12 protein-coding genes and 1 tRNA gene are annotated in these 26,143 nt (G+C 67.9%); 9 read left to right on the forward strand and 4 right to left on the reverse strand.

Annotated features, from left to right (window positions below; all coding sequences use genetic code 11):
* Positions 1-51 precede the first annotated feature (51 nt).
* Genes AB0N05_RS01425 through AB0N05_RS01435 form a run of 3 tightly spaced genes read left to right on the forward strand, consistent with a single transcriptional unit; the run spans position 52 to position 13,780 of the window.
* Positions 52-10,182 (forward strand): HAD-IIIC family phosphatase, encoded by a 10,131-nt coding sequence (locus AB0N05_RS01425; RefSeq protein WP_364685968.1) that lies wholly within the window; start codon positions 52-54, stop codon positions 10,180-10,182.
* Complete coding sequence (locus tag AB0N05_RS01430; RefSeq protein WP_364685971.1) at positions 10,179-12,707, forward strand: thioester reductase domain-containing protein; 2,529 nt, start codon at positions 10,179-10,181, stop codon at positions 12,705-12,707. Before AB0N05_RS01425 ends, AB0N05_RS01430 begins: the two co-directional genes overlap by 4 nt.
* On the forward strand, positions 12,704-13,780 hold the full coding sequence (locus AB0N05_RS01435; protein ID WP_364685974.1) for an alpha/beta fold hydrolase: 1,077 nt from the start codon (positions 12,704-12,706) through the stop codon (positions 13,778-13,780). Before AB0N05_RS01430 ends, AB0N05_RS01435 begins: the two co-directional genes overlap by 4 nt.
* On the opposite strand, the gene AB0N05_RS01440 is transcribed toward AB0N05_RS01435, so the two are convergent.
* Positions 13,763-14,764 (reverse strand): Gfo/Idh/MocA family oxidoreductase, encoded by a 1,002-nt coding sequence (locus AB0N05_RS01440; protein ID WP_364685977.1) that lies wholly within the window; start codon positions 14,762-14,764, stop codon positions 13,763-13,765. The two genes, AB0N05_RS01435 and AB0N05_RS01440, sit on opposite strands and share 18 nt — an antisense overlap.
* A gap of 41 nt (positions 14,765-14,805) precedes the next feature.
* Between AB0N05_RS01440 and AB0N05_RS01445 the strand changes: the two genes are divergently transcribed.
* Positions 14,806-16,095: a glycosyltransferase gene (locus AB0N05_RS01445; RefSeq protein ID WP_364685980.1), complete on the forward strand. Its 1,290-nt coding sequence runs from the start codon at positions 14,806-14,808 to the stop codon at positions 16,093-16,095.
* Positions 16,096-16,098: 3 nt separating this feature from the next.
* Positions 16,099-17,319: a glycosyltransferase gene (locus AB0N05_RS01450; RefSeq protein WP_364685983.1), complete on the forward strand. Its 1,221-nt coding sequence runs from the start codon at positions 16,099-16,101 to the stop codon at positions 17,317-17,319.
* Here the strand turns inward: AB0N05_RS01450 and AB0N05_RS01455 are convergent.
* The 3 genes from AB0N05_RS01455 to AB0N05_RS01465 all read right to left on the reverse strand — a co-directional run bounded on the left by AB0N05_RS01455 (position 17,316) and on the right by AB0N05_RS01465 (position 20,153).
* The gene (locus AB0N05_RS01455; RefSeq protein WP_364685986.1) at positions 17,316-19,043 is read right to left on the reverse strand and encodes a DUF222 domain-containing protein; all 1,728 of its coding nucleotides are present in this window, start codon (positions 19,041-19,043) and stop codon (positions 17,316-17,318) included. The two genes, AB0N05_RS01450 and AB0N05_RS01455, sit on opposite strands and share 4 nt — an antisense overlap.
* A 252-nt stretch (positions 19,044-19,295) precedes the next feature.
* Positions 19,296-19,757: a DUF1801 domain-containing protein gene (locus tag AB0N05_RS01460; RefSeq protein WP_364685989.1), complete on the reverse strand. Its 462-nt coding sequence runs from the start codon at positions 19,755-19,757 to the stop codon at positions 19,296-19,298.
* A 42-nt stretch (positions 19,758-19,799) separates the two neighbouring features.
* Entirely contained in the window at positions 19,800-20,153 is a 354-nt protein-coding gene (locus AB0N05_RS01465; protein ID WP_364685992.1) for a VOC family protein, read from the reverse strand.
* Positions 20,154-20,297: 144 nt separating this feature from the next.
* Here AB0N05_RS01465 and AB0N05_RS01470 point away from each other — a divergent pair, with 144 nt between their 5' ends.
* From AB0N05_RS01470 to AB0N05_RS01485, 4 genes are all read left to right on the forward strand, one after another.
* The gene (locus AB0N05_RS01470) at positions 20,298-23,084 is read left to right on the forward strand and encodes a LuxR C-terminal-related transcriptional regulator (RefSeq protein ID WP_364685995.1); all 2,787 of its coding nucleotides are present in this window, start codon (positions 20,298-20,300) and stop codon (positions 23,082-23,084) included.
* Positions 23,085-23,422: 338 nt separating this feature from the next.
* A complete protein-coding gene (locus tag AB0N05_RS01475) occupies positions 23,423-24,166 on the forward strand; it encodes an SDR family oxidoreductase (RefSeq protein ID WP_364685998.1) in 744 nt (247 codons plus the stop codon).
* Between the two features lie 408 nt (positions 24,167-24,574).
* Positions 24,575-25,687: an FAD-dependent monooxygenase gene (locus AB0N05_RS01480; protein WP_364686001.1), complete on the forward strand. Its 1,113-nt coding sequence runs from the start codon at positions 24,575-24,577 to the stop codon at positions 25,685-25,687.
* Positions 25,688-25,748: 61 nt separating this feature from the next.
* A tRNA-OTHER gene (locus AB0N05_RS01485) sits at positions 25,749-25,819 on the forward strand.
* Positions 25,820-26,143 lie beyond the last annotated feature (324 nt).

Raw genomic sequence — 26,143 nt, forward strand, 5'->3', positions numbered from 1 at the left:
AGGGACGAAGTACGGCCGAATCTCGAGTTTCATCGTTAGAGGAAGTAGCTCGTGCTGAACACTTTCGTCGAAACACTGTTCTCCCAGGTCGATAACCGGCCGACCGAGTTGGTGTACCGGTTCCTGGACAGTGGTGACGTCGAAGGCGTCGTCCGCGAAATGACCTACGCCGACCTGGGCAACCGGGTCCAGGCGATCGCTGCCGCACTGCAGGATTCCGCACTTCAGGATTCACAGCCTCGCCGCGCGCTACTGCTGTACCCGGCGGGTCCCGAATTCGCCGAAGCGTTCCTGGGCTGCCTCGCGGCCGGGGTCATTGCCGTACCTGCGCCACTGCCCGAATGGGACAACCGCTCCCTGCGCCGACTGCGCCGCATGGTGACCCACGCCGAGGTCGAGGTGGTGCTCGCACCGCAGCGGGTGGTCGCGGATTCGGCCACGCTGTGCGCCGAGATTCCCGAACTGGCCGCCCTGCCCTGGCTGGCCACCGACCGGATCACCGATGATCAGGCCTCGCGCTGGCGGGCACCGGATCTCGGCCCGGATTCGGTCGCGTTCATCCAGTACACCTCCGGCTCGACCAGTGCGCCGCGCGGCGTCCTGCTCACGCATGAGAACCTGCTGCACAATCAGGTCGCGCTCACCAGCGGTCTCGGCCACGGCCGCGAATTCGCCGATTCCTGGGATGGCGCGCTGTTCGCCAGCTGGCTGCCGATGTACCACGATATGGGCTTGATCGCGCCACTGCTGCATACGGTTTACCTGGGCGCGAACTCGGTCCTCATGTCACCGCTGCACTTCCTGCAGCGCCCCGAGCGCTGGTTGCGGGCCATCTCGACCTACCGCGCCCACACCAGCGGCGGCCCCAACTTCGCCTATGAGCTGGCCGCCCGCAAGATCACGCCGGAACAGATCGAGGGCCTGGACCTGACCCGTTGGCGGACGGCGTTCAATGGCTCCGAACCGGTGCGGGCCGCGACCATGCGACGCTTCACCGACACCTTCGGCCGCGCCGGATTCCGCGCGAAATCCCATCAGCCCGTTTACGGTCTGGCCGAGGCCACGCTGATCGTGACCGGGTCTTCCACCGCCGAGAACCCGACTATCCGCGAAATCAAGGACCAGGACGGCCGCCGCGAACTGGTCGGCGTCGGGCTGCCGGTCGAGGGCATGTCGGTCGCCATTGTCGATCCCGAGCACGGCACCGAACGCGCCGATGGGGACGAGGGCGAGATCTGGGTTGCCGGAAAGAGCGTCGCCGCAGGCTATTTCCGCGACGAGGAGGCCACCGCCGAGGTGTTCGGGGCAACACTGCCCGGCGACGAGCGCCGCTACCTCCGCACCGGCGATCTCGGAATCCGTTTCGACGGAGAGCTTTTCGTGACGGGTCGCCGCAAGGATCTGCTGATCATCGACGGCCGCAATCACTATCCGCAGGACATCGAGGCGACCGTCGAATCCGCCCACCACGGTATCCGGCCCGGATGTATCGCGGCCTTCTCCGTCGACCAGGGGACGACCGGCGAGCAGCCGGTGGTGGTGGCCGAGGTGCGCGGCGAGGATCCGGCCGAACTGGCCGATATCGAGACGGCGGTGCGCGGCGCGGTGGCGACCGAGCACGGCATCACGCTCGCCTCGGTATTCCTGATCCGGCCGGGCACGATCTTCAAGACCAGCAGCGGCAAGATCCAGCGCTCGGCCTGCCGGGCGGCGTATCGGTCCGGCGAACTGCTCGTCTTGACCGTCGGCCCGCTGCGGTCGCCCGAGGACGAGCTGTTCGACGTCGAACCTGTCACGGCCACAGTGGAATCCGCGAATGACGCGGCGGACGAGATCTCCGCCGAAGCCATTCGCTCCTGGCTGGTGACCGCGATCGCGCAGCAGGCGCAGCTGGATCCGGAGCGCATCGACATCCGCCTGCCTATGGTCGAATTCGGTTTGGGCTCACACGATCTGGTGGAGCTGGTCGTCGAGCTGTCGGATTTCCTGGGCCGCTTCGTCGACACCAATATGTTCTTCGACCACCCCACCATCGACGGTGTGGCCACGGCCCTCGCGCCCGCCACGCCGATCGAGCCGAGTTCCGCCGGTCGCGACGCGGCAGCCGCGCAGCCCGAAGCGAACGACACCGCCGCCGACCACAGCATCGACGACGCGGATGATGACGCCATCGCCATTCTGTCGATGGCCTGCCGATTCCCCGGTGCGGTGGATTCCCCCGAGGCACTGTGGGAGCTCCTGGACGGCAATCTCGACGGTCTCGGCGAGGTGCCCGCGGGCCGCTGGGATATCGAGGGCCTCTACGACCCCGACACCACCGCCTCCGGTAAGGCCTACACCTTCCGCGGCGGCTACGTCGACGGCCTGGATCGCTTCGACGCCGCCTTCTTCGGCATCGGCCCGCGCGAGGCCGCGGTCATGGACCCGCAGCAGCGCATGATGTTGCAACTCGCCTGGGAGGCCATCGAACGGTCCGGCCGCGATCCGCGCACCCTGCACGGCAGTGCGACCGGCGTCTATCTCGGCGTCTACGGCACCGGCTATCTGGCCGATCCCGCCCCCGAGCAGCTGAACGGCCAAGTGGGAACCGGGCTTTCGCCCAGCGTCGCCTCGGGCCGCATCTCCTACACGCTGGGCCTGCACGGCCCGGCGGTCACCATGGACACCGCCTGCTCCTCCTCGATCGTGGCCATGCACTCGGCCATACAGGCCCTGCGCGCCGGGGAATGCGATCTCGCCCTGGCGGGCGGCGCGACCCTGCTCATGTCGCCGATCGCGCATATCGAACTGTGCAAGCTGGGCGTCCTCTCCCCCACCGGGCGGTGCGCCCCGTTCTCCGCCGAGGCGGATGGCACAGTGTGGGCCGAGGGCGCGGGCCTGGTATTGCTCAAGCGGCTCGGTGACGCGCGCCGTGACGGGGATCGCGTGCTCGCGGTCATTCGTGGGTCCGCCATCAATCAGGACGGCCGCAGTCAGGGCCTGAGCGCCCCCAATGGCGCTGCCCAGGAACAGGTTCTGCGTTCGGCGCTGCGGGTCTCGGGCCTGTCGCCGCACGATATCGACTATGTGGAGGCGCACGGTACCGGCACCGCGCTGGGCGACCCGATCGAGGCGCGGGCACTGGCGCGCGTGTTCGGCCCGGATCGCGACCCGGCCCGGCCGCTCGGCATCGGCTCGCTGAAATCCAATGTGGGACACACCCAGGCCGCGGCGGGCGTGGGCAGTGTCATCAAACTGGTTCTCGCACTCCAGCATGAGCGCATCCCCGCCACCTTGAATGCGACTGTGCCCTCCGCACATGTGGATTGGGAGCGCAGCGGCGTGGCCGTGGCCGCCGAGGAGCTGCCGTGGCGTCGCGGCGATCGGACACGTCGTGCGGGTATCAGCGCCTTCGGTCTGAGCGGCACGAACGCGCATCTGATCCTCGAGGAGGCTCCGGCCGAGCCCGCGAAGGAAGCGACCGCCTCTCCAGACAATGACAAGAGCGTTGTGCTGCTCCCGCTTTCGGCTCGCAGCGACGCATCTTTGCGCGGTCAGGCCGCACGCCTGCTCGATCTGGTGGTCGCCGATCCGACCCTGACCCCGGGTCCGGTTGCCCGCTCATCGGCCTTGCAGCGCACCCGATTCGAGCGCCGCGCCGTGGTGGTGGCCACCGATCGCGACGAGATGATCGGCGCACTCCGCGAACTGGCGGAGGGCAATTCGTCCGCCCACGCGATCCTCGGCACGGGCGCGGTGCTCACCAATGCCAAGACCGCGTTCATCTTCCCCGGACAGGGCACGGCGTGGGTCGGCATGGCGCGCGACCTGCTCGCCTCCGATGAGGTCTACCGCGCCGAATTCGAGCAGTGCGACAAGGCGTTCGCCGCACAGACCGGCTGGTCACTGGTGGACCGCCTGCACACCATGACCCACATGGACGTCCTCAATTTCCCCGTCGTGCAGCCGCTGCTGTTCGCGACCATGGTCTCGCTCGCGGCGACCTGGCGCGCGGCGGGCGTCACCCCGGACGCCGTGATCGGCCACAGCATCGGTGAGATCGCCGCCGCCTACTGCGCCGGTGTCATCGAATTGAGCGATGCCGCACGCATTGTCATCACCCGTGCCCGGCTATTGCAGGCGATCGACGAACCGGCCGCCATGGCGGTTATCGGCCTGCCCGAACCCGAGGTGAGCGCGCGGATCGCGGCCTTCGACGGGCGGGTGTCGATCGCGGCCATCAATGTTCGGCGATCGACGGTGGTAGCCGGTGAACAGGCCCTGGTGGAGCAGCTACTGGCCGACCTGAACAGCGAGGGCATCTACAACCGTCTCGGCTCGGCGGGCCCCGGCCTCGCCGGGCACTGTGAACTGCTCGAGGTCATGCGTGAACCGATGCTCGCCGAACTGGCCGACATCGTCGCGGATACTCCTGCCACACAGTGGTATTCGACCGTGACCGGCGCACCGGTCACCGAGGCGATCGAACCCGGCTACTGGTACCGCAGCGCACGCGAAACCGTGCGATTCGCCCCCACGGTCGAGCGCATGATCGCCGACGGCTTCCGGTATTTCGTCGAACTCGGCGTGCATCCCGCCATGACCGCGGCGGTCCACTCGGTATCGGAGGAGCTCGGCCGCGAGGTCGTGGCCGTGGGCTCGCTGGTCCGCGACCAGGACGGACCGCTCTGCCTGGCCAAGGCTATGGCCGAACTCCACGTCGGAGGGCATGAACTCGACTGGGCCGGTTTGCTTCCCGAGTACGACCCGGTGGACCTGCCGACGTATGCCTTCGACGAGAAGCGATTCTGGACCGAGCGGATCAGCCGCGATACGTCCGCACTCGGACTCGGCGAAGTCGCGCACCCCATCCTGGGTGCCATTGTCCCGCAGCCGGATTCGGGCGGGGCGATTCTGACCGGCCGGGTGTCGACCCGCCTGCAGCCGTGGGTGGCCGATCACGCGGGCCCCAATGCGATCCTGCTGCCGGGCGCGGCACTGGCCGAACTGGCCATCCGCGCCGGTGACGAGGTGGACAGCCCGGTGCTGCGCGAGCTGGTTCTGCGCGCCCCGCTGCTGGTCCCCGAGCACGGCGGCGTGCAGATCCAGGCGGTGGTCGACGGCATGGACGCCATCGACCGCCGGGCGGTGCGCATCTACGCTCGCGACGAACGCGAGCCGGATGCCCAGTGGACGCTGCACGCCAATGGCAGACTGTCCGAGGACACCGAACCCGTTCCACCGCAGGCTGATTCGACAGCATGGCCACCGGCGGACGCGGTACGCGTCGATACCGAGGCCCTGTATACCGAACTCTTCGCCCGCGGCCACCAGTACGGCCCGGCATTCCGGGCCATGCGCGCGGCCTGGCGACGCGGGGACGAAATCTTCGCCGAGGTCGAGCTCGCGGAGTCCGCGCACGCCGATGCCGCGAAATTCGGTATTCACCCGGCTCTGCTGGATGCCGCCCTGCACGCCACCGCGCTGTTCGGCGCGGAGGGTGAACATGCTCTGCTGCCATTCGTGTGGACCGATGTGACCTTGTGGGCCTCGCGAGCCACCGCACTGCGCGTGCGACTCACCAAGTCGGGGGCCGATACCGTCTCCATGACCGCGACCGATCGGACCGGTCGTCCGGTGGTGTCGGTGGGTTCGGTGCTCTTGCGACCGGTCGCGGCGGCGCAGTGGGATGCCGCATCGCTCGCGCCCGCCTACCGTCGCCTGTTCCGGATGGAGTGGACGGAGCTTTCGCTTCCCACGCAGAGCCGGGCAGTCACCGTGCGCGAGTGGAACTCCACCGACGCGGGAACCGCCGACGCGATCACTCTCGCCGTGCCCCAAGGTGATTCGCCCGCTCAGGTGCACGAGATCGCCCAGCACACGCTGGCCACGCTGCAAACCATCCTGAGCGACAGTCGATTCGAGCGGACACCATTGGTCGTGCGCACGCGCGGCGCGGTATCGGTGCCCGATGCGCAGGTGCCGGATCCGGCGGGTGCGGTCATCTGGGGTCTGGTGCGCTCGGCGCAGTCGGAGAACCCCGGCCGCATCGTGCTGATCGATACGGCCGACTCCGACGTGGATCTGGCCGCACTCCTCGCCACCGGCGAATCGCAGCTGGCGGTGCGTGATGGCGTGGCGTTCCTGCCTCGCCTGGCTCGATTGCCGGAGACCTCGGGACGAACCTTGGAAGGCCGGGTACCCCTCGGCGACGGTGCCGTACTGATCACCGGCGCGCCCGGCCGACTCGGTTCGGCGCTGGCCCGGCACCTCGCCGACGCCTACGGTGCCCGGGATCTCGTGCTGGTCAGCCGCCGCGGTATCGACGGCCCGGGTGGCCTCGAACTCCGTGACGACCTCGAAAGCCGTGGCGTGCGAGTACGATTCGCCGCCTGCGATCTGAACGACCGCTCGGCCCTCGCCCAACTGCTCGACGGCCTGCCCCTGGCCGGTGTCATCCACGCGGCATGCGTCCTCGACGACGGCATCCTCAGCTCGCTGACGCCCGAGCGGCTCGATCGAGTGCTGCGCCCGAAGGTCGATGCGGCACAACACCTGCATGACCTCACCGCGGATCGCGACCTGTCGATGTTCGTGCTCTTCTCCGCGGCGGGCGGCCTGTTCGGCACGCCCGGACAGGCCAACTACGCCGCGGCCAATGCCTACCTCGACGCACTGGCACTGCACCGCCGCTCCCTCGGCCTCGCCGCCCAGTCCCTGGCCTGGGGCGCTTGGGAAGTCGACATGCACGACCACTACGCGCAGGCCGATATTCGCCGCATCGAACGCGCGGGCATTCGCGTGTTCTCGGTGCCGCAGGGCATGGCCTGCTTCGATGCCGCACTGCGGCTCGGTGATCCGATCCTGGTCCCGCTCATGCTCGATACCGCCGTGCTGCGGCAAGCGTCCGCCGTCCCGCCGCTGCTGCGCGGCTTCGCGCGCCGCGCACCGCGCCGGGCCGTCGCCGATACCGCCGTCATCGACGTGGCAGCGGGATCGCGCTTCGCCGAACAACTCCGGTCCGTCCCGCGCGCCGAGGCGATCGCCCTGACCATGGCCGCCGTGGCCGAGTGGACCGGGCAGGTGCTCGGTCATACGGGCTCCGAGACGGTTTCGGCCGAGCAGACCTTCCAGAGCCTCGGCCTGGATTCGCTCATGGCGATCGAACTGCGCAATAAGGTGCGTGAGCACACCGGCATCTCGGTGCCGCTGGGCACCATCCTGGCCGAACAGAATCTCACCGACCTCGCCGGGCATCTCGTGGGAGAAGTGTTGCGGCAGAGCGAGACCGGCGCCTCCGCCGAGGTACCGACCGAGGTACCGGAACTCGAAGTGCTCCCGGTGACCCGGGACATGATGCGCCTGCTGCGCACCGAACAGCTCGGCATCCCGAGCGCCGCGCAGACCGGCGGCGTCGCGGTGCGACTGTCCACCGCAGTCACCCGGCCCCTGCTGGAGCAGGCGGTGGCCCGGCTCGCACGCCGACATGCCGCACTGCGCACCACCATTCGAGCCGGTGCGGAGCGCGGACGCCAGCTCGAGATCCACCGTGAGCCCGGCGACCTCGCCGGATGGCACGACCTGGACCACCTCGATGACGCCGTGGTGCAGAAGCATTTCCGGGCGCTCATGGCGCGTCCGTTCGACCTGGAGACGGGTCCGCTCTGGCGCTTCGAACTGCTGCACGCCGAAAATGCCCAGCCCGTATTGCTTTTCGGCGCACATCACAGCATGAGCGATGTGCAGTCCATGCTGCTCGTGGCGGGCGAACTCGCCGCTGAGCTGTCCGGCGTGCCGCTCGACGACGCCGTCACCAACCGCGATATGCATCAACTGCTCGCCGCCCAGCAGAGCAAGCGCGGCGGCGACGACACGGCGGTCACGCGCTGGCGGGAGAACTTCTCCGGTGCGCGCCGACTCGAATTGACCTGGGCGCGAACACGTCCGGCGCAGCGCAGCTACGGGGCGGGAGCGATCGCGATCGACATGCCCGCCGGATTGCACGATAGGGTCGCCGATCGCGCCCGCGAACTCGGCCTCACCCCGGCCGCGGTCTTCCTCGGCGCGCTGACCCTGCTGCTCACCCGTCGCCAGCGAATCGATCGCTTCGCGCTGGCGGTGCCGGTGGACACCCGCATGCACGCCGACGCGACCGACGCCGTCGGCTATTTCGGTGTCCCCGTTCCCTTCCCGGCCACCGTCGCGACCGGCGACTCGGTCTCGGACGTCCTGCGACGCACCGGGGAACGGCTGCGGAATCTCCTCGTGCCCGGCGCGGGCTTCGCCGACGTGCTCGCCGCACTCGCCACCGGCGGCCTGCACCGCGACAATGCCCCGCTGGTCGAGGTGTACTTCAACTACCTGCGCGCCAACTCCGCCGTATCGACGGCCGAGATCGTTCCGGTGAGCACCGGATACTCCGACCTCGACCTCATGGTGGCGGTGCTGCCGGACACCAACCAGGTGTGGTTCACCTACAACAGCGACATTATCGACGCACAGACCTGCACCCGATTCGGCCGGGAATACCTGGCCACCATCGCGGCGGCGATCCTCGATCCCGAGGTGGCCGCACTTCCCGCGACCACCGCGCTGCGGCCGGTTTCCGGCGTGCGCGTGGCACTCGGCGCGACCTTCGCGCTGGGCAGGCTGCCCGAATTGCTGACCGCGGCCTCCTCGGAGGGCACGGCCATCACCATTGCGGAAGCGCCTTACCACCACGTGCTTGCCGGACTGCGAGACCCGGCCGGGGTCTTCGCGCAGCCGTCCATGGCCCTGGGCATCGTGCTGCTGCGTGCGGCGGACCTGGAACGGTTCGGCCCGCTCTCGGACGATCTGCTCGCCGAACTCGCCGCCGACTACCCGGCGGCCATCCGGGAGCTGACCGAACGCACCCGCAAGCCGATCATCGTCGGCATCCTGCCATCGGCCGCCCCGGCGGAACGATTCCTGCAATGGGAGCGGCTCGTCGCCGAACGCCTGCGAGAGATCCCCGGTGTCGCACTGCTGGAATCGAGTGAATGGACCCGCGACCACGCGGTGGCAGCGCCATTCGACGATCGCACCGAAATCCTGGCGCACCTGCCCTTCACCCCCGAATTCCAGGCGGCGGTCGCGCTCACCCTGGTCGCAACCGTCGACGCCGTAACCGAACCCGCGCCCAAGGTGATCGCCGTGGACGGCGACGACACCCTGTGGAGCGGCACAGCGGGCGAAATCGGCTCCGAAGCAGTCAGTTTCGATGTCCCACGCTTGGCCTTGGCCCGGCGTTTGGCACAGTGGCGCGCAGCAGGAACCCTCCTCGTCCTGGTCACCAACAATGACGCCGACACCGTCCGCGCCATCCTGGACCGCCCCGAAAGCCCGCTGCGCAGTGACGATTTCGCCGCAATCTCCGCCGGTTGGGAGGGCAAGCCGCAGCGCCTCGAGGAGGTCGCCCGCACGCTCGGGCTGGGCCTCGACACCTTCTGCTACCTCGACGACAATCCCGTCGAAGTGGCGCGCATGCGCGCCCAACTACCCGAAGTGCTGTCCGTAACCTGCCCGCCCGCCAACGAACTGGAATCCTTCCTCCCCCGCCTGTGGCCCATGGTGCCGATCGCGGCCACAGCGGAGGACCGGGCCCGCGCCGACTTCTACCGCCACGAACAGGAACGCGATCAAGTCCGCGCCACAGCCGAATTCGCGGACTTCCTCGCACAGCTGGACCTCCAAGTCGATATCGAACCACTGACCGGAGCGACAGCCGAACGGGCCGCGCAACTCGTGCGGCGCACCAACCAGTTCACCCTCGCCACCGTCACCGTCACCGATCTCGACCGATGGCGCGAAGCGGGCGAAGTATGGACCGCAACCGCCCGAGACCGCTTCGGCGACTACGGCCTGATCTCCGTGCTCGCCCTGCGCGTAGACGGGGACACCCTGTGGATCGACGGCTGGCAACTCAGCTGCCGCGCCCTCGGCCGAGGCGTCGAGGAACGCCTCCTCGCCCGGGTAGCCGACCGAGCCGCCACCCTCGGCTGCTCAACAGTACGAATCACAGTCGAGCACACCCCCCGCAACGAACCCGCCCGCCGACTCGCCTCCCGCCTACTCGGCAGAACGTCCACCGAGCACCAACTGAACGTGTCAGTGACACTGGACCAGCTGCGCCAATTCCGATCCTGGGACCCGCAGCCCCTGGGTGAGGAGGTGACACCGTGACCGATATCGACGAACCAACCACGGTCCGCAATTCAGCGGTCGACCGGCGGGTGCGCGGCGAAAGCCTCGAACGACGCCCGGCCGGGCTGAATGTCGCTGCGCTGCTCGCGCGCACCGGTACCCCCACCGCGACACCGAGCGCACCACTGGAGCAACCGCACAGCGCATCGCCTGTCGAGGCAGAACGCGGCGAGGCCTCCAAGCGTGGCGGTGCTGCCGGGCTGGACGTCGCAGGCTTACTCGCCCGCACCGGCACACCGCCCCCGAGCGCACGGCCGGAGCACTCGCGTCGGTGGGATATCGAGACACTCGCCGCCGCGATCACCGAGGTGGCGAACCGGTTCTCCGAGAAGCCCATCGATGCCGACACCGACTTCTTCGACGCGGGCGGCACCTCCCTGGCCGCGGTGGAACTGGTTGCGGCGCTGTCGCGGGAGCTCGATATCCACCCGGATCTCGACACGGTGTTCTTCGACGCGCGCCCGCGCCGACTGGCCCGCCGCTGGCTGGCTGACAACCCGGAAGAGGTCCAGCCGCGCCTGGACAACCCACTCGATGACGCGGCACAGCCGGACCACAGGCCCACAGGTCCGCAGCCGCAGGCGGACAACCGGCTCGCAGGTGCGCAATCGCAGCTGGACAACCGCCAGCCAGCTGCACAGCCGGAGACAACCGGCCGATTCAGTGCGGTGGAGCCCGCGCGGGCCGGGGATGATGCCGATGACGATCTCGCGCAGCTGTTCGCGGATCTGGCCGGTGCGGATCGGCTTCCGATCGTGGCCGCGCCGGAGCGGGTTGCGCCGAATCGCATTCTGCTGACGGGAGTTACCGGGTTCTTGGGTAGCCACCTTCTGCTGGATCTGCTGCGGCACAGTGCGGCTCATGTCGTGTGCCTGATTCGGGCCGAGGACGATCAGGCGGCGGTGCGGCGATTGGAGGAGGCGCTGCGGCGGTTCTCGTTGCCGTGGTCGCGGGAGGTGCTGCGGCGGGTGACGCCGCTCGCGGGGGATCTGCGTGAACCTCGGCTCGGGCTGTCGGACGAACGGTGGGAACAGCTTGCGGCGGAGGTGGATTCGATCGTCAATGCGGGTGCGGCCGTGGACTTCCTGCGGGGGTATCCCTCCTTGCGGCGGACCAATGTGCTCGGGCCACTGACTCTCGCGGAGCTGGCCTGCACCGACCGGCCGAAGCCGATTCACCATATTTCGTCGCTGGCGGTGTTCAACGGTTCGGATGCGGCCGTACTCAGCGAGGATGAACCGACCGCCAATGTGGCCAGGCTGCCGATCGGGTACGACCGGTCCAAGTGGGCGGCCGAGGCCGTACTGCGGCGGGCGAGTGAGCATGGGCTCGTGGTCACCATCCTGCGTCCCGGCGGGATCGGGAGCCACCCGGAGACTGGCGCGCACAATCCGCGCGACCTGAATGCCGGAATCACCGCGGCGCTCATGCGATTTCGCACGGTGCCGGGATTCCGGTACCTGAATGGCGCACCGGTCGACTGGGTGAGCCGGGTGGCGGCGGAGATCGTCGGCACGCCGAGCGCGTGGGGCCACACCTATCACCTGACCGGCGCGCCTACCTCGCTCGAGCAGATCGTGGCCGAAACCACGGTGGGCGGCTTGGGTATTCGCGTTCAGCACTGGGAGCAGTGGTGCGAGGACGTAGTGCGGCTGATCCGGGAAACACCTGTCCCGGAACTGGAATCGCTGGCTCAGGTATTACAGAGTCCTGTGGCCCGGCGGCAGCTGGCGGCCATGGTGACCGCCTCGCCCTCCTCGGCCACACGTACCGATGCCTTCGTCTCCGCACACGGTCTGCCCGCGCCCACCGTCGCCGGTCCGGCGGCGCGCGGCAAGATGCTCGCCGCCATGCCGGGTATGGGGCCGCAGCCGGGCGAGAACCCGTATCTGCGATTCCAGGAAACCCTCGCCGGGACGGTCGGCCCTATCGGCGAAACCACGAATATCCCTTGCGATTTGCGGCTGACCCTTTCCGTGGCGAGCAGCGCCCAGGCGTTCGCCGCCCGCACGCTCGATGTCAGCGGCGAACTCGTCTGCGCCCCACTGCATGACGAGCCGCTCACCGTCGAAGGCACCGCGATCGTCCGCCCCCACGACGGCATACCACTGCCCCACGAGACCCGGCATCCGATCATGCATTACCAACTCACACTGCGTGATTCGTCCGGCGGCACCTGGTGGCTGGAGGGCTATAAGTTCGCCGCCGCCCGGCGACGCCTGGTCCGCCAGCTCGGCACACAGGTGATCGAGATCGGCCGCACCGGGGAGCCCGCCTCCTACACCGGCGAGGTCTCCGTCCCCATGCACACCTACCTGCCCGACCAGATCGACGGCATCCGGATCGACCCGCGGTTGCCCGAACGACAGCAGCGCCTCGCGAAACTCCTGTGGCTCAGCTGGTTCGGATCCCAACTCGGAAAGAGCCTCATGGAACCGTTTCTCCGAGTGGGCACCGACCTACTCGACCTGCGGCGAGCCATGCGTAAGGAGCAGCGCCGATGACAGATATGGTCTCGCTTCGCACGGAACAGCCGGTCACAGAGGAGTTTTCATTCCACACACCCGACGGCGTCGAGCTGCGTTTGCGTCGCGTCGGCCCCGTCGATGCACCCGCCGTGCTGCTGGTACACGGGCACGGGGTGTCGTCGGAGATGTTCGCGCTGCCCGAGATTCGCAATGTGACCGATGTGCTGGCCGATGCGGGCTACCAGTCGTGGCTGCTCGACTGGCGAGGCAGTTCTCGCCTGTCGCACAACACATCCGGTCGCCCCTACACCTTCGACGATGTGGCGCTCTACGACCTGCCCGCCGCCGTCGCGCAGGTCCGGGAGCGAATCGGCGACCAGCCCTTGTTCGTGGTGGCGCACTGCATCGGAGCGCTGTCGCTGTCATTGAGCCTGACCGCCGGGCTGCTCCCCGGCCTGGCAGGCGTGGTCGCGCAAGGCGTGTTCCTGACCCCCAAGGTCAGCACCTCGGCGCGCATGCGCGTGCTGGTGGGCAGCGAACTCATGGGTTCCCGCGTCACCCACCTCGAATCCGACTTCCGCAAGGTCGGCCTGTGGTCCAAGAAGACCCTGCTCTACGCCGCGCTCTCGCGTAAGGGCGACTGCCCCGACCCGACCTGCCGCCTGGTGCACCACGGCTGGGGCATGGGCACCAAGCTCTTCGAACACGACCACCTCGACCCGCGCACTCACGACCGGCTCGCGGAGCTGTTCGGCGCGATACCGCTGTCCGTGCTCCCGCATCTGCGGCAGATGGAATTGGCGCACGCCGTAGTCCGCTGGAATGTCGACGACGAGCGCTACCAGGCGCTCCCCGAGAACGCTCTGGACGCGGCCGATCGCATCGACTGCCCAGTGTTGCTGCTGTCCGGCAGCCGCAATGAGGCCTGGCTGGACTCCAACAAGCTGTGCCACGAGGTGCTTTCGGCCCGGAATCCCGGTGTTGACGTGCGCTACACCGAGATTCCGTCCTACGGCCACCTCGACACGTTCATCGGCCGCGGCGCGGCCCTGGACGTCTTCGGGCACATTGTCGATTTCCTCGACGAGACCTCAGCTCGGAATGCGTAGCGGCAGGCCAGCGGCTTGGTAGACAGCATCGATGACCGTCATCGTCTCCACCGCATCCTCGGGCGTGGTGGGGATCGGCTCACCGTGCAGCACCGCGCCCGCGAAGGCGTCGAGTTGGTAGTCGTAGGAGGGTCGACGCCCGAACTGCCGTATGCGCCTGCCTTTTTCGGTACGCACCACCATCAGGTGACCCATCCCCGGAAGCACCGGATTGATCAGTCGCATGCTGCCGCTCTCACCGACGACCTTGGCACTGATTCGCAAGATGTCCGTCGACCACATCGAGCAGCTGATGCGCCCGGTGTGCCCGGCGGGGAAGGCCAGTTCGGCCGTCATGGCGCGGTCGATGCGCGGATCATGCAGCTTCGCCTGTGCCGAAACAACTTCCGGCGTCGCCCCGCCCAGCACGCGCGCCATGTGCACGGCGTAGCAGCCCGCGTCCATGACGGCACCGCCCGCGAGGTCGTAGTTGTAGCGGATGTCGGAGAACTTCGGCAGCGGAAAACTCAGCGCGGTCTCCACACGCACCAGCTTTCCCAGCTCGCCGGACGCGATGATCTGCTCGGCGGCCGTGATGAGCGGGTGGTAGCGGTAATGGAAGGCCTCCATCACGACGCGATCGGATTCGGCTGCGAGCGTGGCGATCTCGCGCGCCTCCTCGGCATTCGCGGTGAACGGCTTCTCGCACAGCACATGCTTGCCCGCCGCGATGGCGGCGCGCGTCCAGCGACCGTGCAGCCCATTGGGCAGCGGAATGTAGACGGCATCCAGATCGGGTGCGTCGATGAGCGCCTGATAACTGTCGTAGGTCCGCGCAATCCCATGCTTGCGCGCGAACTGCTCCGCCCGCGCCCCATCGCGTGCCGCGACCGCCGCCACGACGACCTCCGGATTCCGCTTCGCCGGTTCGATCAGGGACGCCGGTGCGATATTCGCCGCACCGAGAATCCCGATACGGAGCCCGGGACGCTGTTCTTCGGTCATCGCCAGACACTAACAAGAGATCACGAACGGAAGTCGAGAGTATGCGTATCGCATTGCTGACAGCGGGTACCCGAGGCGATCATCAGCCGTATCTGGCCCTGGCCGATGAATTGCGTTCGCGCGGACACCATGTCGAGATGACGGCCACCGAGAACTACGCCGACGTGGTGCGGCGCTCCGGCTTCGAACCGCACGTCATCCCGTTCAACTCCGCCGAACTGCTGGAATCGCCCGCCGCCAAACGCGGACTGTCCTCGGGTAATCCGCTGCCGTTCCTGCAAATCATGCTGGACACGGTCAAGATCATGGCCGGGGAGCGCGGCGCGGAAATGCATCAGGTGCTCACCGATGCCTGCGAATCCGCCGATGTGATCGTCTCCTGCGCCTCCACCCTGCCGTGGGCCATGGAACGCCGCGAGAAGACCGGCCAGACCGTGATCGGCGGCCTCCCGTACCCCCTGGAACGCACCGCCGACTTCCCCTCCTCGTTCACCGTCAAGCACATGCTGTCCTCGCGACGACTACGGCTGTTCAGCTACACAGCCTTCGAACTCGCGTATGGCATCGCCTACCGCAAAATGGATCGCCGAGTCCGGGAAATGATGGGACTGCCCGGCAAGCCCCGCAACCCGTTCCGCCGCATTCGCGAGGACGGAATTCCGCTGGTGCACATGGTGAGTCCGGTACTGCTCCCGAAACCGGCCGACTGGCCGGAGCGCTCAACCATCGTCGGCGCACCGATCCTGCCGACCCACATGCGCGGGGCTTGGGGCGAGTCGGAGGTCGATCCGGCTTTGGAGGAATGGCTCGACGAAGGCGAACCGCCGGTCTACTTCTGCCTGACCGGCATGCCCATCCTCGACCCCGCCGCCTCCTGCGATCTCATCGCCGACGTCTGCGAGCGCCTGGGCGTCCGCGCACTGCTGACCGTGAAGGGCGAAGGCTACCCGCACGGCATCGGCTACGACCGGCGACTATTCGTCCTGAACTCCTTCGACTACGACCGCATACTCCCGCGCTGCCGGGCCGTCGTCCACCACGGCGGCAGCGGCAACACCCACGACGTGCTGCGCGCCGGACTACCCGCCGTAGTCATCGGCGTGCACAGCGACCAGTTCTTCTACGGCTGGCGAATCTCGGCACTCGGCATCGGAGCCGACTTCCCATACCCGTCCCTGACCGCCGACCGCCTGCACGACGCACTGGTCAAAACCCTGACCCCCGAGGCGCGCGACCTGGCCATCGAACTGGGCAAGAAGGTCGCCGCCGAAAACGGCATCAGCGCCACAGCGGACGCGGTGGAGAAGCTCGCCGGGACGGAATCCGCCTGACCCATGACCGATTCCCTGCACGTCGCGATCTTCACCGACTTCCACCCGGCCACCCTGGGCGGCGTACAAACCGCCATGCGCTCCCTGTGCGACGCCCTACGAGAACTCGGCCACCGAGTAACCGTATTCTCCGCCCCCGCACCGGGATCCGTCCCGTCGGACGCCAATACGGTGATTTTGAAATCAGTGCCCTTCTCGATGGCGAACGGCCTACCGGTAGTCCTCCCAACCCGAGCCAATCGCCGCCTGATCGACGCCGCCTTCACCGAACGCGCCCCGATCGACCTCGTGCACTCACTCACCACCTACGGCTGCGGCATCTCAGGCATCCGCGCCGCCCGCAGACACAACATCCCAGTCGTCCAAACCATGCAGAGCCGCGACGACACCGTCATCGAAAAGTATTCCCCCTCCCCCTATTTAGCCGCCCTCACCATGCGTCTGCTACACGGCTGGTTCGTGCCACTGCGCACCCAACCGGCCTACGACGGCGACACCCGCACCACCCGACTCGCCTGGCGTCCCATGATCGCGCAGGCCCAGGCAACCGATCGGGTGATCGTCCCAACCCACCACTTCGCCCGCCGCCTAGCGGACCGAGGCGTGGATAAGCCAATTCACGTGGTCTCCAACGGAATCGACGACGCACTACTCGACAGCCTGCGCGGCACAGCCGATTCGGTAACCGAAATGGACGCTCCCCTGCGCGCCCTGTGGTGCGGCCGCCTATCCCCGGAAAAGCGCCCCCTCGAAGCAATCGAAGTAACCCGCCTGGTCGATGATTGCACCCTCGACATCTACGGCAGCGGCGCCCTCGCCGACTCAGCCCAGACAGCAATCACCAAAGCCGAACTCGCCCACCGTGTTCACCTTCACGGCGAGGTCGATCAACCCGAAGTCCTGCGCGCCATGCGCGACCACGACCTCTTGCTCCTAACCTCAGACTGCGACACCCAGGGCATGGTGTTGCTCGAAGCGGTGGCCATGGGCCTGCCCATCATCTACTGCGATCCCGAACTCTCCGAAACGGTCCCCGAAGACGGCGGCATCCAAACCCTCGATCCCTCAGTGGAGTCCTTCGCCACCGTCCTGAAAGACCTCGCCCACAACCGATCCCGCCTCCCCCAGATGCGCAAGGCCCTCGCCGCGCACGCCGACGAACCACGCCAATCAAGGCACATCACCCAAATCCTGTCGGTCTACACCGAAGCCCTCACCACCTAGAACGGAGGTGCCGTGTCGAGCGCAGCCGGGACCCCGGCCTGCGCAGCGATCCCGCCACCAGGCGTGCGCCGTGCCTGTCCCCACGCCTTGCGCTGTGCGCGAGTGCAATACACGTGCACCAACTCTGTCATCTCATTAACCACCGGACCCGGATCGATCAACGGCCGTATCGGTGCAGCCTCAGCCACCCCACCCGCGGTTACCGGGGGCACCGCCACGCGCGGGAACAAGAACTTCGCCCCCTCGGGAGTGGTGGTGATCGACCCGCCGCTGGGCGTGCGCCATTCCACCCGCCGATCGCGGTGATGAATCACCTGCCAACCATTCAAACCATTATCGGCCAGAGTCTTCAGCCGGTGATGACGGCGACAACGACATCCAAGATTGCCTTCCACCGTCCGCCCACCATTTCCGGGATCCCGGTGATCAAACCGTTCCTGATGATCCAGATCGCTCCCCGAAGCAGGCACCCCACACCCCGGAGCCCGGCACCCGCCGTCAAGAGCACGCACCCGCGCCGCAACGCGGGCGGCCGGACGATACCGCAGCCCCACATCCGCACCACCGTCAACGGAAGCGCGAGCGGTGATGTCCATGGAGACGTCGGCAGCGACAGCAGCCGTGGCGGCAGTGCCAACAGAGGCGGGGACGTCCACGGCGGAATCGACAGAGACAGAAGCGGTTACGGCGGTATCGACCGTGGCAGCGGCGCGGACGTCCATGGCAGTGTCAGCCGAGGCAGAGGCGGTGCAAGCGGTACCGACAGAGGCGGGGACGGCGACGTAGGCGGGGAGGCCCACGGCGGTCTCGGTGTGGACGTCGAAACGGGCGTGGCGCGCGATCTGACGCGCCAGATCGGCATCGATCGCACCGAACCCCGCCAACAGACCCGGATTGTCCCGCACCCCCATCAGGGTCTCCGCCGACACACCCACCTGTACCAAGGCTTTACGCGCGACTGCAGCCGGGGCCGCGAGATCGGTACGCGGGCAATCGGACTTCCCACACCGACAGGTCAAGCGCCCGCTGCCATCAGCCAACGCCACCAACGCGTCCGCACGCCGCTGACTGGTCGTGCGCGGATCATCCCCACAACACTGGCTAACCGCCATCTCCCGCAACCGCTCGAACAGCGCTTGTCCACCGGCAGCAGGCAGCACCCCCTCGAGCCGAGCGGTCCCGTCCTCGGCGGCAGTGACCTTCACATACCGCTCCGCCTCAGCGGCCTTACGCCGCACCGCCTGCCCCTCCGGGTCCGCCTCCAACAACCACCGCCGCAACGTCCGCCGAATCCGCTGCGGTTCAGCGTTTTCCGCATACGGGACGATCCGCGGCTCCAACACCGCAACCAACTCCTCCGCAACCGCGGCGAAAGTGTCGCTGATCGCCCGCACCCGAGCCAGATCCAACCGACCGTCGCTGAACGCCTCCCGCACGGCGGGGTAACGCTGATCCAATCCCAGCCCAAGCCCGATCAACCCATCAGCCGCCCGCTGCGACACTTTGAGCGCAATCCCGATCTCGGTAGCCGCATCCTCCCCGGCGTAAAGCTGTCCCACTCCCAACGCAAGTTGCTGTCCGCGTCGCAGCCGGTAAAGCCGAGTCATCAATTCAACCTCCTCAGCCTGCGCAACAGCAATCATCGAGTGCACCACACGAAGCCGCTCCACCACCTCCAGGGCGGAGAACCTGTCATCAGCACAATCGACCATGTATTCGATCATAGTTTCGAATCACCCGACACGAAACCGAGATCAGAGCGACACGCTCTGTAACCTTGTGGCAAACAACAGAATTCAATACCACGACCGTTCAGCCCATCGGCTTCGACGCAGGCGTCCTTGACGTGTTGCGCAATCGCCACATTCGACTAGGTCCTGTCGGCTCGCACCGCAACCGGTCCGCGCGAAAATGCCCTCCGCTGACCGCGTTTGGCGGTTAGCGGAAGGCATTCGGTTGTCGGGCGGCGGTGGGGGTCAGCTCACTGCCTTCTTCACCAGTTCCGCGATGTGGGTCTCGTCGGCTGAGGTCAGCTTCGTGAGGGCATAGGCGGCGGGCCACATGGAGCCGTCGTCGAGGTTGGCGATGTCGTTGAAGCCGAAGGTGGCGTAGCGGGCCTTGAATTTTTCTGCGGCTTGGAAGAAGCAGACGATTTTGCCGTCGAGGGCGTAGGAGGGCATGCCGTACCAGAGTTTGGGGGCCAGTTCGGGGGCGTTGGTGGTGATGATGGCGTGGATGCGTTCGGCCAGTGCGCGGTCGGGGTCTTGCATTTCCGCGATCTTGGCGAGTACGTCGTTTCGGTCACCTTCCGCCTTGGCTGCGGCCGAGGTGCGGCGTGCGGACTCCTTCAACTCCCTCGCGTGCTCTTTCATGGCGGCGCGCTCTTCGTCGGTGAAGCCGACGGTGGCGGACTTGGTGGCGGCGGTCTTGGTGGTCATAGCGGGTCCTTTGCAATGAGTTTCGGGAAAAGGGGAGGGTGGTCAGTCCTGGATCAGGCCCAGGACATTGCCGTCGAGGTCGGTGACCGCGGCGACCAGGCGGTTGCCGCCGACATCGCGGACCGGCTCCTTGACGGTGGCGCCGGTGGCGAGGAGGTCGGCGAGCTTGGCCTCGATATCGGGGACGTGCCAGTAGGCGACGGGGCTGGTCATGCCCTGCGGGCCGCCACCGGGAACCAGGCCGATGTGCTGACCGGCGGCATCGAAGCCCACGTAGAAGGGACCGTCGGTGGCCGGCTCCACACCGAGCAGGGCGGTGTAGACGGCCTTTGCCTTCTCCAGATCGGCGACGGGGTGCAGGACGGTCTTGATTCCCTTGGTGCCGGAGTCGGCCATGGTCACTCCTGAATTCGTGGGGGTCGTGTTTGCCGTGGTGGCTGTGTAAAAAGCATCCCGTCCGGAGGGGTCCGGTCACATCCGTGCCGACCACGGAACGGAATACGGAGCGCAAGCACGGAGGGGGTACGGGAGAATGAGTCGGTGGTTGCGACAGTGGAGGTTTCGGCGCGCGAAGCCGAGGTATTAGCCCTGGTCGGGGCGCATCTCAGCAATGCCGAGATCGGGGCGCGGCTGTTCATCTCGGTACGGACCGTCGAAAGCCACGTGTCCTCGCTGTTGCGCAAACTCGGGGTACCGGACCGGCGGGCACTCGCCCAGCACGCCTCCGAATCGGCCGTCCAGGACAGCTCACATCCGATACCGGTCCTGCCGACACCCCTGACCCCCTTCATCGGCCGGGTCAAGGAACGGGCAGAGCTGGCCGAACTGCTCGCCACCAATCGGCAGGTGACCGCCGTCGGACCCGGCGGAGTGGGCAAGACCCGGCTCGCGCTGACCGTGGCCGCCGAGACGGCCGGAGAGTTCTCGCACGAGGTGTGGTTCGTCGACCTGGTCCGCGTCACCGAACCGGGCATGGTCGCGGCCGCCGTCGCGGGCGCGCTCGGCCTCGGCGAGCAGCCCGGCCGGAGCATCGACGAATCGGTGGTCGCCGCACTGACCGACCGGCACGCCCTGCTGGTGCTGGACAACTGCGAGCAGGTACTGGACGGGGTGGCCCCCTTCCTGGAACGGCTGCTAGGCAGTTGCCCGCGCGTGACGGTGCTGGCGACCAGCCGCGCCCGGCTCATGGTCCCGTTCGAACGGGTGTATCCGGTGCCGCCGCTGGCACTTACCGGTGACGGCGAGCCAGATGCGGTGGCGCTGTTCATGAATCGAGCGGCGGCGGTCGGCTGGCCGCCGGATCCATCTCAGCACGAAGCCATTTCGGCGGTCTGCGCCCGCCTGGACGGCATGGCCCTGGCCATAGAGCTCGCCGCGGCCCGCTGCGCCATGCTCGGGCTCGATGGCCTGACCGCCGGGCTGTCCGACCCGCTGCGCATGCTGTCCGGCGGCTCCCGCGCCGATGACCGGCACCGCTCGGTGCGGGCCGCCCTCGACTGGAGCCACGCCCTGCTGGAACCCGATGCGCGGCAACTGCTCCGCCGGGTATCGGTGTTCGTCGCACCATTCAGCGTCGAGGCGGCGGCCGAGGTGGCGGACACCGATATCGGTTCCGTCGCAGACGGATTGGCGCGACTCGCCGAACAGAGCCTGCTGGTGGTGACCCGCTCACCCCGGGGCACCGAGTACCGCATGCTCGAGACCATCCGCCAGTACGGCACCGAACGCCTCACCGCCACAGACGAATTGGCCGATACCCGCTCCCGGCACCTGCGCTGGTGCCTGGCCAATGCCGCCGACCTGTGTGTGGTCCGCGAGGACTGGCGGGCCCGATTCGACCGGGTCGCCGATGATTTCCGCGCCGCCCTCGCCTGGGCCGCCGATCAATCCGAACATCGCGCCGACGCCCACCGCCTGGCCCGGTACCTGGCCGATCTGACCTTCACCCGCAATCAGATCGGCGAATCCCAGCGCCGCTACGAGCAGGCCGCCGAACTCGCCGACGATCTGGCCGTCACGGCCGAACTGCTGCGCGCCGCCGCGGCCGTGGCCGCCTGCCGCATGCGCGGCGACGATATGTACCGCTTCCAGCGCGCCGCCGCGGACGCCGCCGACTGGTCCGGCGACACCGCCGCGGCCGCCCGCGACCTGGCCACCGCCGCCACCAATGCCTACCGGTTCTCCAGCAAGTTCGCCCGGCCCCTGCCGCCCGAGGAGGCGGATGCGCTGATCACCAAGGCGCGCAAGCTCGCCGGGGACGACCCCGCCGCCCTGGCCGCGGTGTCGCTGGCCGAGGCGGGGCAGTTTCTCACCGCCGCCATCGGCGCACCGGAACCCGCCGCGAATACCGTTCCGGTGGCGATCGCGTGCGCGGAAGAGGCAGTCGAACTCGCCCATCGCATCGGCGATCCGCTCGCCGAATCCGCCGCCCTCGACACCCTCGCGAGCGCACAGAGTTGGGCCGGTGACACTTTCGCCGCCGCGGCCACGGCCCGCAAGCGCATGGCGCTCCTGGAGTTCGCACCCGCCACCCCCGCCGGAACCCACGAGCTGATCGAAGCACTCGGCGAGGCCACCGAGGCCAGCCTCGGCGCGGGCGACCTCCCCGCCGCCCGCCGCTGGGCCCGCCAACTCGCCGAACACCCCCTGCTGGCGGAAGTCGGGCATCGCGCCACCGGCTGGCTCCTCGTCACCGGCGCGCTCGCAGGCGAAGTCGACGAGGTGCTCACCGTCGCCGACCGCTTCCTCGAGGCCTGGCAGCGCGCGGGCCGCCCCGCCGGATCGGTCCTCGGCCCGGCCGTCGCGGGCGTGGCCATGATCCACGGCCTCCGCGACGATCAGGCGGCCCGCCGCGAATGGCACTCGGTCCTGGCCGAACTCGACAGCTCCCCGGGTCAGGCCCGCGGCTACGGCACGGTCTTCGACGCGCTGCCCCTGCTCCACCACGGCCAGCCGGACGCGGCACTGCAACGCCTCTCCGCCGAGCCCGGCGAGGCATGGCGCTGGCTCACCTGGATCTGGCTGCACTGGTACGTGGCCCTGCGCGCCGAAGCCACCGTCCTCGCCGGACGCCCCGATGCCGCCGACCACCTGGCCGAGGCCCGAGACCTGGTGGCCGGAAACCCCATTGCCACCGCGATCGTGGAACGTGCTGAAGCGTTGCTGACCGACGACCGCGCCCGTCTACTCGCCACCGCCGACACCTTCGACGCCGTCGGGTGCCGCTACCAGGCGGCCCGCACCCGAGTGCTCGCCGAAGGCGACCAAGCCGCCCGGGGCGCAGCCGAGCTGGCAGATCTCGGCCTCGCCCCGATGTCCCCGCCGTGACGACGATCGGGCGGTTGTCGGCGAACCTACGGCCCACGTGACCTTGCGCCGGTTACCGATTTGTGCGGTTCCCCGGAGGTCCGTCAATGCCGACCGGTTCGTGGCGTATTCGCCAAAGAAGTTGTACCGCACGGGAATTCGATCGTGCGGAGTGGTTGATTTCGCCGCTCCCAGCGCGCGGGACGGGGTCGACCCGGGTAGTATGGCAGCTGGAATCGGCATGTGGCGCGATGGCGATAGTCGGCGTGTACGACTCATTGTGGAGTGGCGAACCGGTCTCGGTCCGGCCTCGTTCGAATCAGTCCTGAGTGAACAAGATTCAGTCCAGAGGAACTCCCATGACTCGACGTGCGATCGTCACCGGCGGGGGCACCGGGATCGGTAAGGCGGCGGCGCGGCGATTGGCCGCGGACGGGTGTGCGGTCGCGATCGTCGGTCGTCGGCGGCATGTGCTCGAGGCCGCGGCCAAGGAGATCAATACCGAGCTCGGGGCCGATCGCGTCAGCATCGCCAGCGGGGATCTCGCCGAACCCGAGCAGGTGCGTGCGCTCGCCGCGCAGCTCACCGCACACGGTGATATCGATATCCTGGTCAACAATGCGGGCGGCCGCCCGAGCACCGGCGCCGAGGGGCTGGAGGGCGCCGCGACCGCGTTTCTGGGCAACTTCCGCATGAACGTCATCACCGCCGTGCTGCTGACCGAGGCATTGCTGCCCCACCTCACCCGGCCGGGCGGGCGCATCGTCTCGGTCAGCTCGATCGCCGCCCTGCGCGGCATCGGCGCCTACGCCGCATCCAAGGCCGCCCTGCACGGCTGGGCGCTGGGTCTGGCGTATCAGCTTGCGCCGCAGGGCATCACCGTCAATGTCGTGGCGCCGGGCTACGTGCCCGACACCGAGTTCTGGGCCGGACGCCTGACACCCCGGTCCCACCACGACCGGGTCGCGCAGATCCCGCTGGGCCGGGCAGGCACTCCGGAGGAGATCGCGGCGGGCATCGCCTACCTGACCGCGCCGGACGCCGCGTGGACCACCGGGCAGATCCTGCAGATCAACGGTGGCACCCTCTTCGGCCGCGGCTAGTCGTCGGCCTCCATGAAACGGGACCCCACCCGTTCTTCCGCCCCGCGCCGATAAGAATCGTGCCGCCCGGACGGTCCCCTCCACTGCCCGGACGGCGCGGCCCGCTCCGGATCACGCATCTCGGTGGGCTACCTGAACGCTAGGCAACGACCACCCGTCCGCACCTCCGCAGATTCCGGAAACATGATCAACTTCGCAGCTCGCGCCCGGTCCGGAAGTTTTCCGGACCGGAGAAATTCGGAGCCGTCCGAGGCCTCCGGAACGCGCTCCACACCCGACCCCATGCCCTCACTCGAGATGGCGCGCACCGTCTCGGCAGCCGCGTCCACCGTCGCCGCCCGCGACTAAGTCATCGATGCAGTACTTCGACGGATTCCAGGGTGTCCTCCCGTCGAGGAGAATCCGCATATGCCGCAATCACTCGAAGTCCTGATCGTCGGAGCCGGAGTCGCCGGGTTGGCCGCTGCCGTCGCGCTGGAGCAGTGCGGTCATGCGGTGGACATTATCGAGCGCCGGTCCGAGAACCCGTCCGGAGCCGGACTCTTCCTGCCCGGCAATTCGGTTCGCGCGCTGACCGCGCTCGGTGTGAGGGATCGCCTGGCCGAGTTCGGTGTGCCGATTCATCATCAGCAATTGCGGGACCATCGAGGGCGGGTGCTCGCCGACATCGACACCACCGCCCTGTGGCGCGACAATGGGCACTGCCTGGGCATCACCCACGGCCGACTGCATTCCATTCTTCGCGAAAACCTGCGCGTGCCGGTACGAACGGGCATCTCCGTGGATTCGGTCGCCGAAACCAGCGACAGAGTCCAGGTCGAATTCAATGACGGCGGGAGCGGCCGCTACGACGTGGTGATCGGCGCCGACGGCATCCGTTCCAACCTGCGCAGGCGAGTGAATCCCGACGCCGAAGCGCAATATGTCGGTCAGATCTGCTGGCGCTTCCTGACCGCCAATAATGCCGGAATCGACCGGTGGACCGTATGGCTCGGCCGCGGCACCACATTCCTGGCCGTCCCGATGGGCGAGAACCGGCTGTACTGCTACGCCGATGCATCGACCGATTTGCCCGCGAACCCCGTCGAGGGCGCAACTCTACTCACAGAACGCTTTTCGGACTTCGACAGCCGAGTCCGGGAGCTGCTGGCCACCCCGGAAGCGCAGCAGGCGCACTACTCCACCATCGAGGAAGTCACCGATCCGACCTGGCGGACCGATCGCATCGTCCTGGTCGGCGACGCCGCGCACGCCAGCTCACCGAATATGGCGCAGGGCGTGGCCATGGCGGTCGAGGACGCCCTGGTCCTGGCCGAATCACTGTCCGGCGCAGGGGATATCGCCGACCTACTGGAACGGTATCGGATCCGCAGACTCCCACGCACCCGGTGGATGCAGGCGCGCACGCATCGGCGCGACCGCACCAGGAGCCTGGCCCCGGCGATCCGCAATACCGTGCTCCGGCTTGCCGCGAATCGCATGTATGAGGCCGACTACGCCCCGCTCCGGGATGCGCCGTAGCAATCGTCGCCGAATAATCGGATGCGGTATCGGGATGATCGCCGCTACAGTCTTGAACTGCGTCCGGTGCGCAGGCAACGGTTACTTCCACTCGTAATGGGCAGGTCGCGGGTTCGAATCCCGCCCGGGTCTTCGGATCCGGTAGCTCAGCTGGTAGAGCAGCTTGTACCGTCGCCGATTTCGATCTCGGACGCACCTACAAATTTCCGTGTCCGGCACGGAACATAGCGAAAAGCACCTCCCGGTGCGCGGCTCACGGTTCCTTCGCGGAGTTCGGTTTCGAACGATGAAACGACAAATACCGTGGGCGACAATAGATCTCGGGAGGCAAGGTGCACCGGCCCGGTGCGCAGACAACGGTTACTCCTGGCGCGCATCCCATGCGGTTCGATTCCGGCCACCGTACTGTCACGTTCGGTGGTGGATGCATTTCCGTCGTCGCTTCGAACTCGGGCC

The organism is Nocardia sp. NPDC051030, assembly GCF_040683015.1.
In the GTDB taxonomy this organism is placed as follows: Bacteria; Actinomycetota; Actinomycetes; order Mycobacteriales; family Mycobacteriaceae; genus Nocardia.

Coding starts and splice junctions, on each gene's coding strand:
- AB0N05_RS01435 (WP_364685974.1), top strand. CDS start 12,704: ATGACAGATATGGTCTCGCTTCGCACGGAACAGCCGGTCACAGAGGAG.
- AB0N05_RS01440 (WP_364685977.1), bottom strand. CDS start 14,764: ATGACCGAAGAACAGCGTCCCGGGCTCCGTATCGGGATTCTCGGTGCG.
- AB0N05_RS01445 (WP_364685980.1), top strand. CDS start 14,806: ATGCGTATCGCATTGCTGACAGCGGGTACCCGAGGCGATCATCAGCCG.
- AB0N05_RS01450 (WP_364685983.1), top strand. CDS start 16,099: ATGACCGATTCCCTGCACGTCGCGATCTTCACCGACTTCCACCCGGCC.
- AB0N05_RS01455 (WP_364685986.1), bottom strand. CDS start 19,043: ATGATCGAATACATGGTCGATTGTGCTGATGACAGGTTCTCCGCCCTG.
- AB0N05_RS01460 (WP_364685989.1), bottom strand. CDS start 19,757: ATGACCACCAAGACCGCCGCCACCAAGTCCGCCACCGTCGGCTTCACC.
- AB0N05_RS01465 (WP_364685992.1), bottom strand. CDS start 20,153: ATGGCCGACTCCGGCACCAAGGGAATCAAGACCGTCCTGCACCCCGTC.
- AB0N05_RS01475 (WP_364685998.1), top strand. CDS start 23,423: ATGACTCGACGTGCGATCGTCACCGGCGGGGGCACCGGGATCGGTAAG.
- AB0N05_RS01480 (WP_364686001.1), top strand. CDS start 24,575: ATGCCGCAATCACTCGAAGTCCTGATCGTCGGAGCCGGAGTCGCCGGG.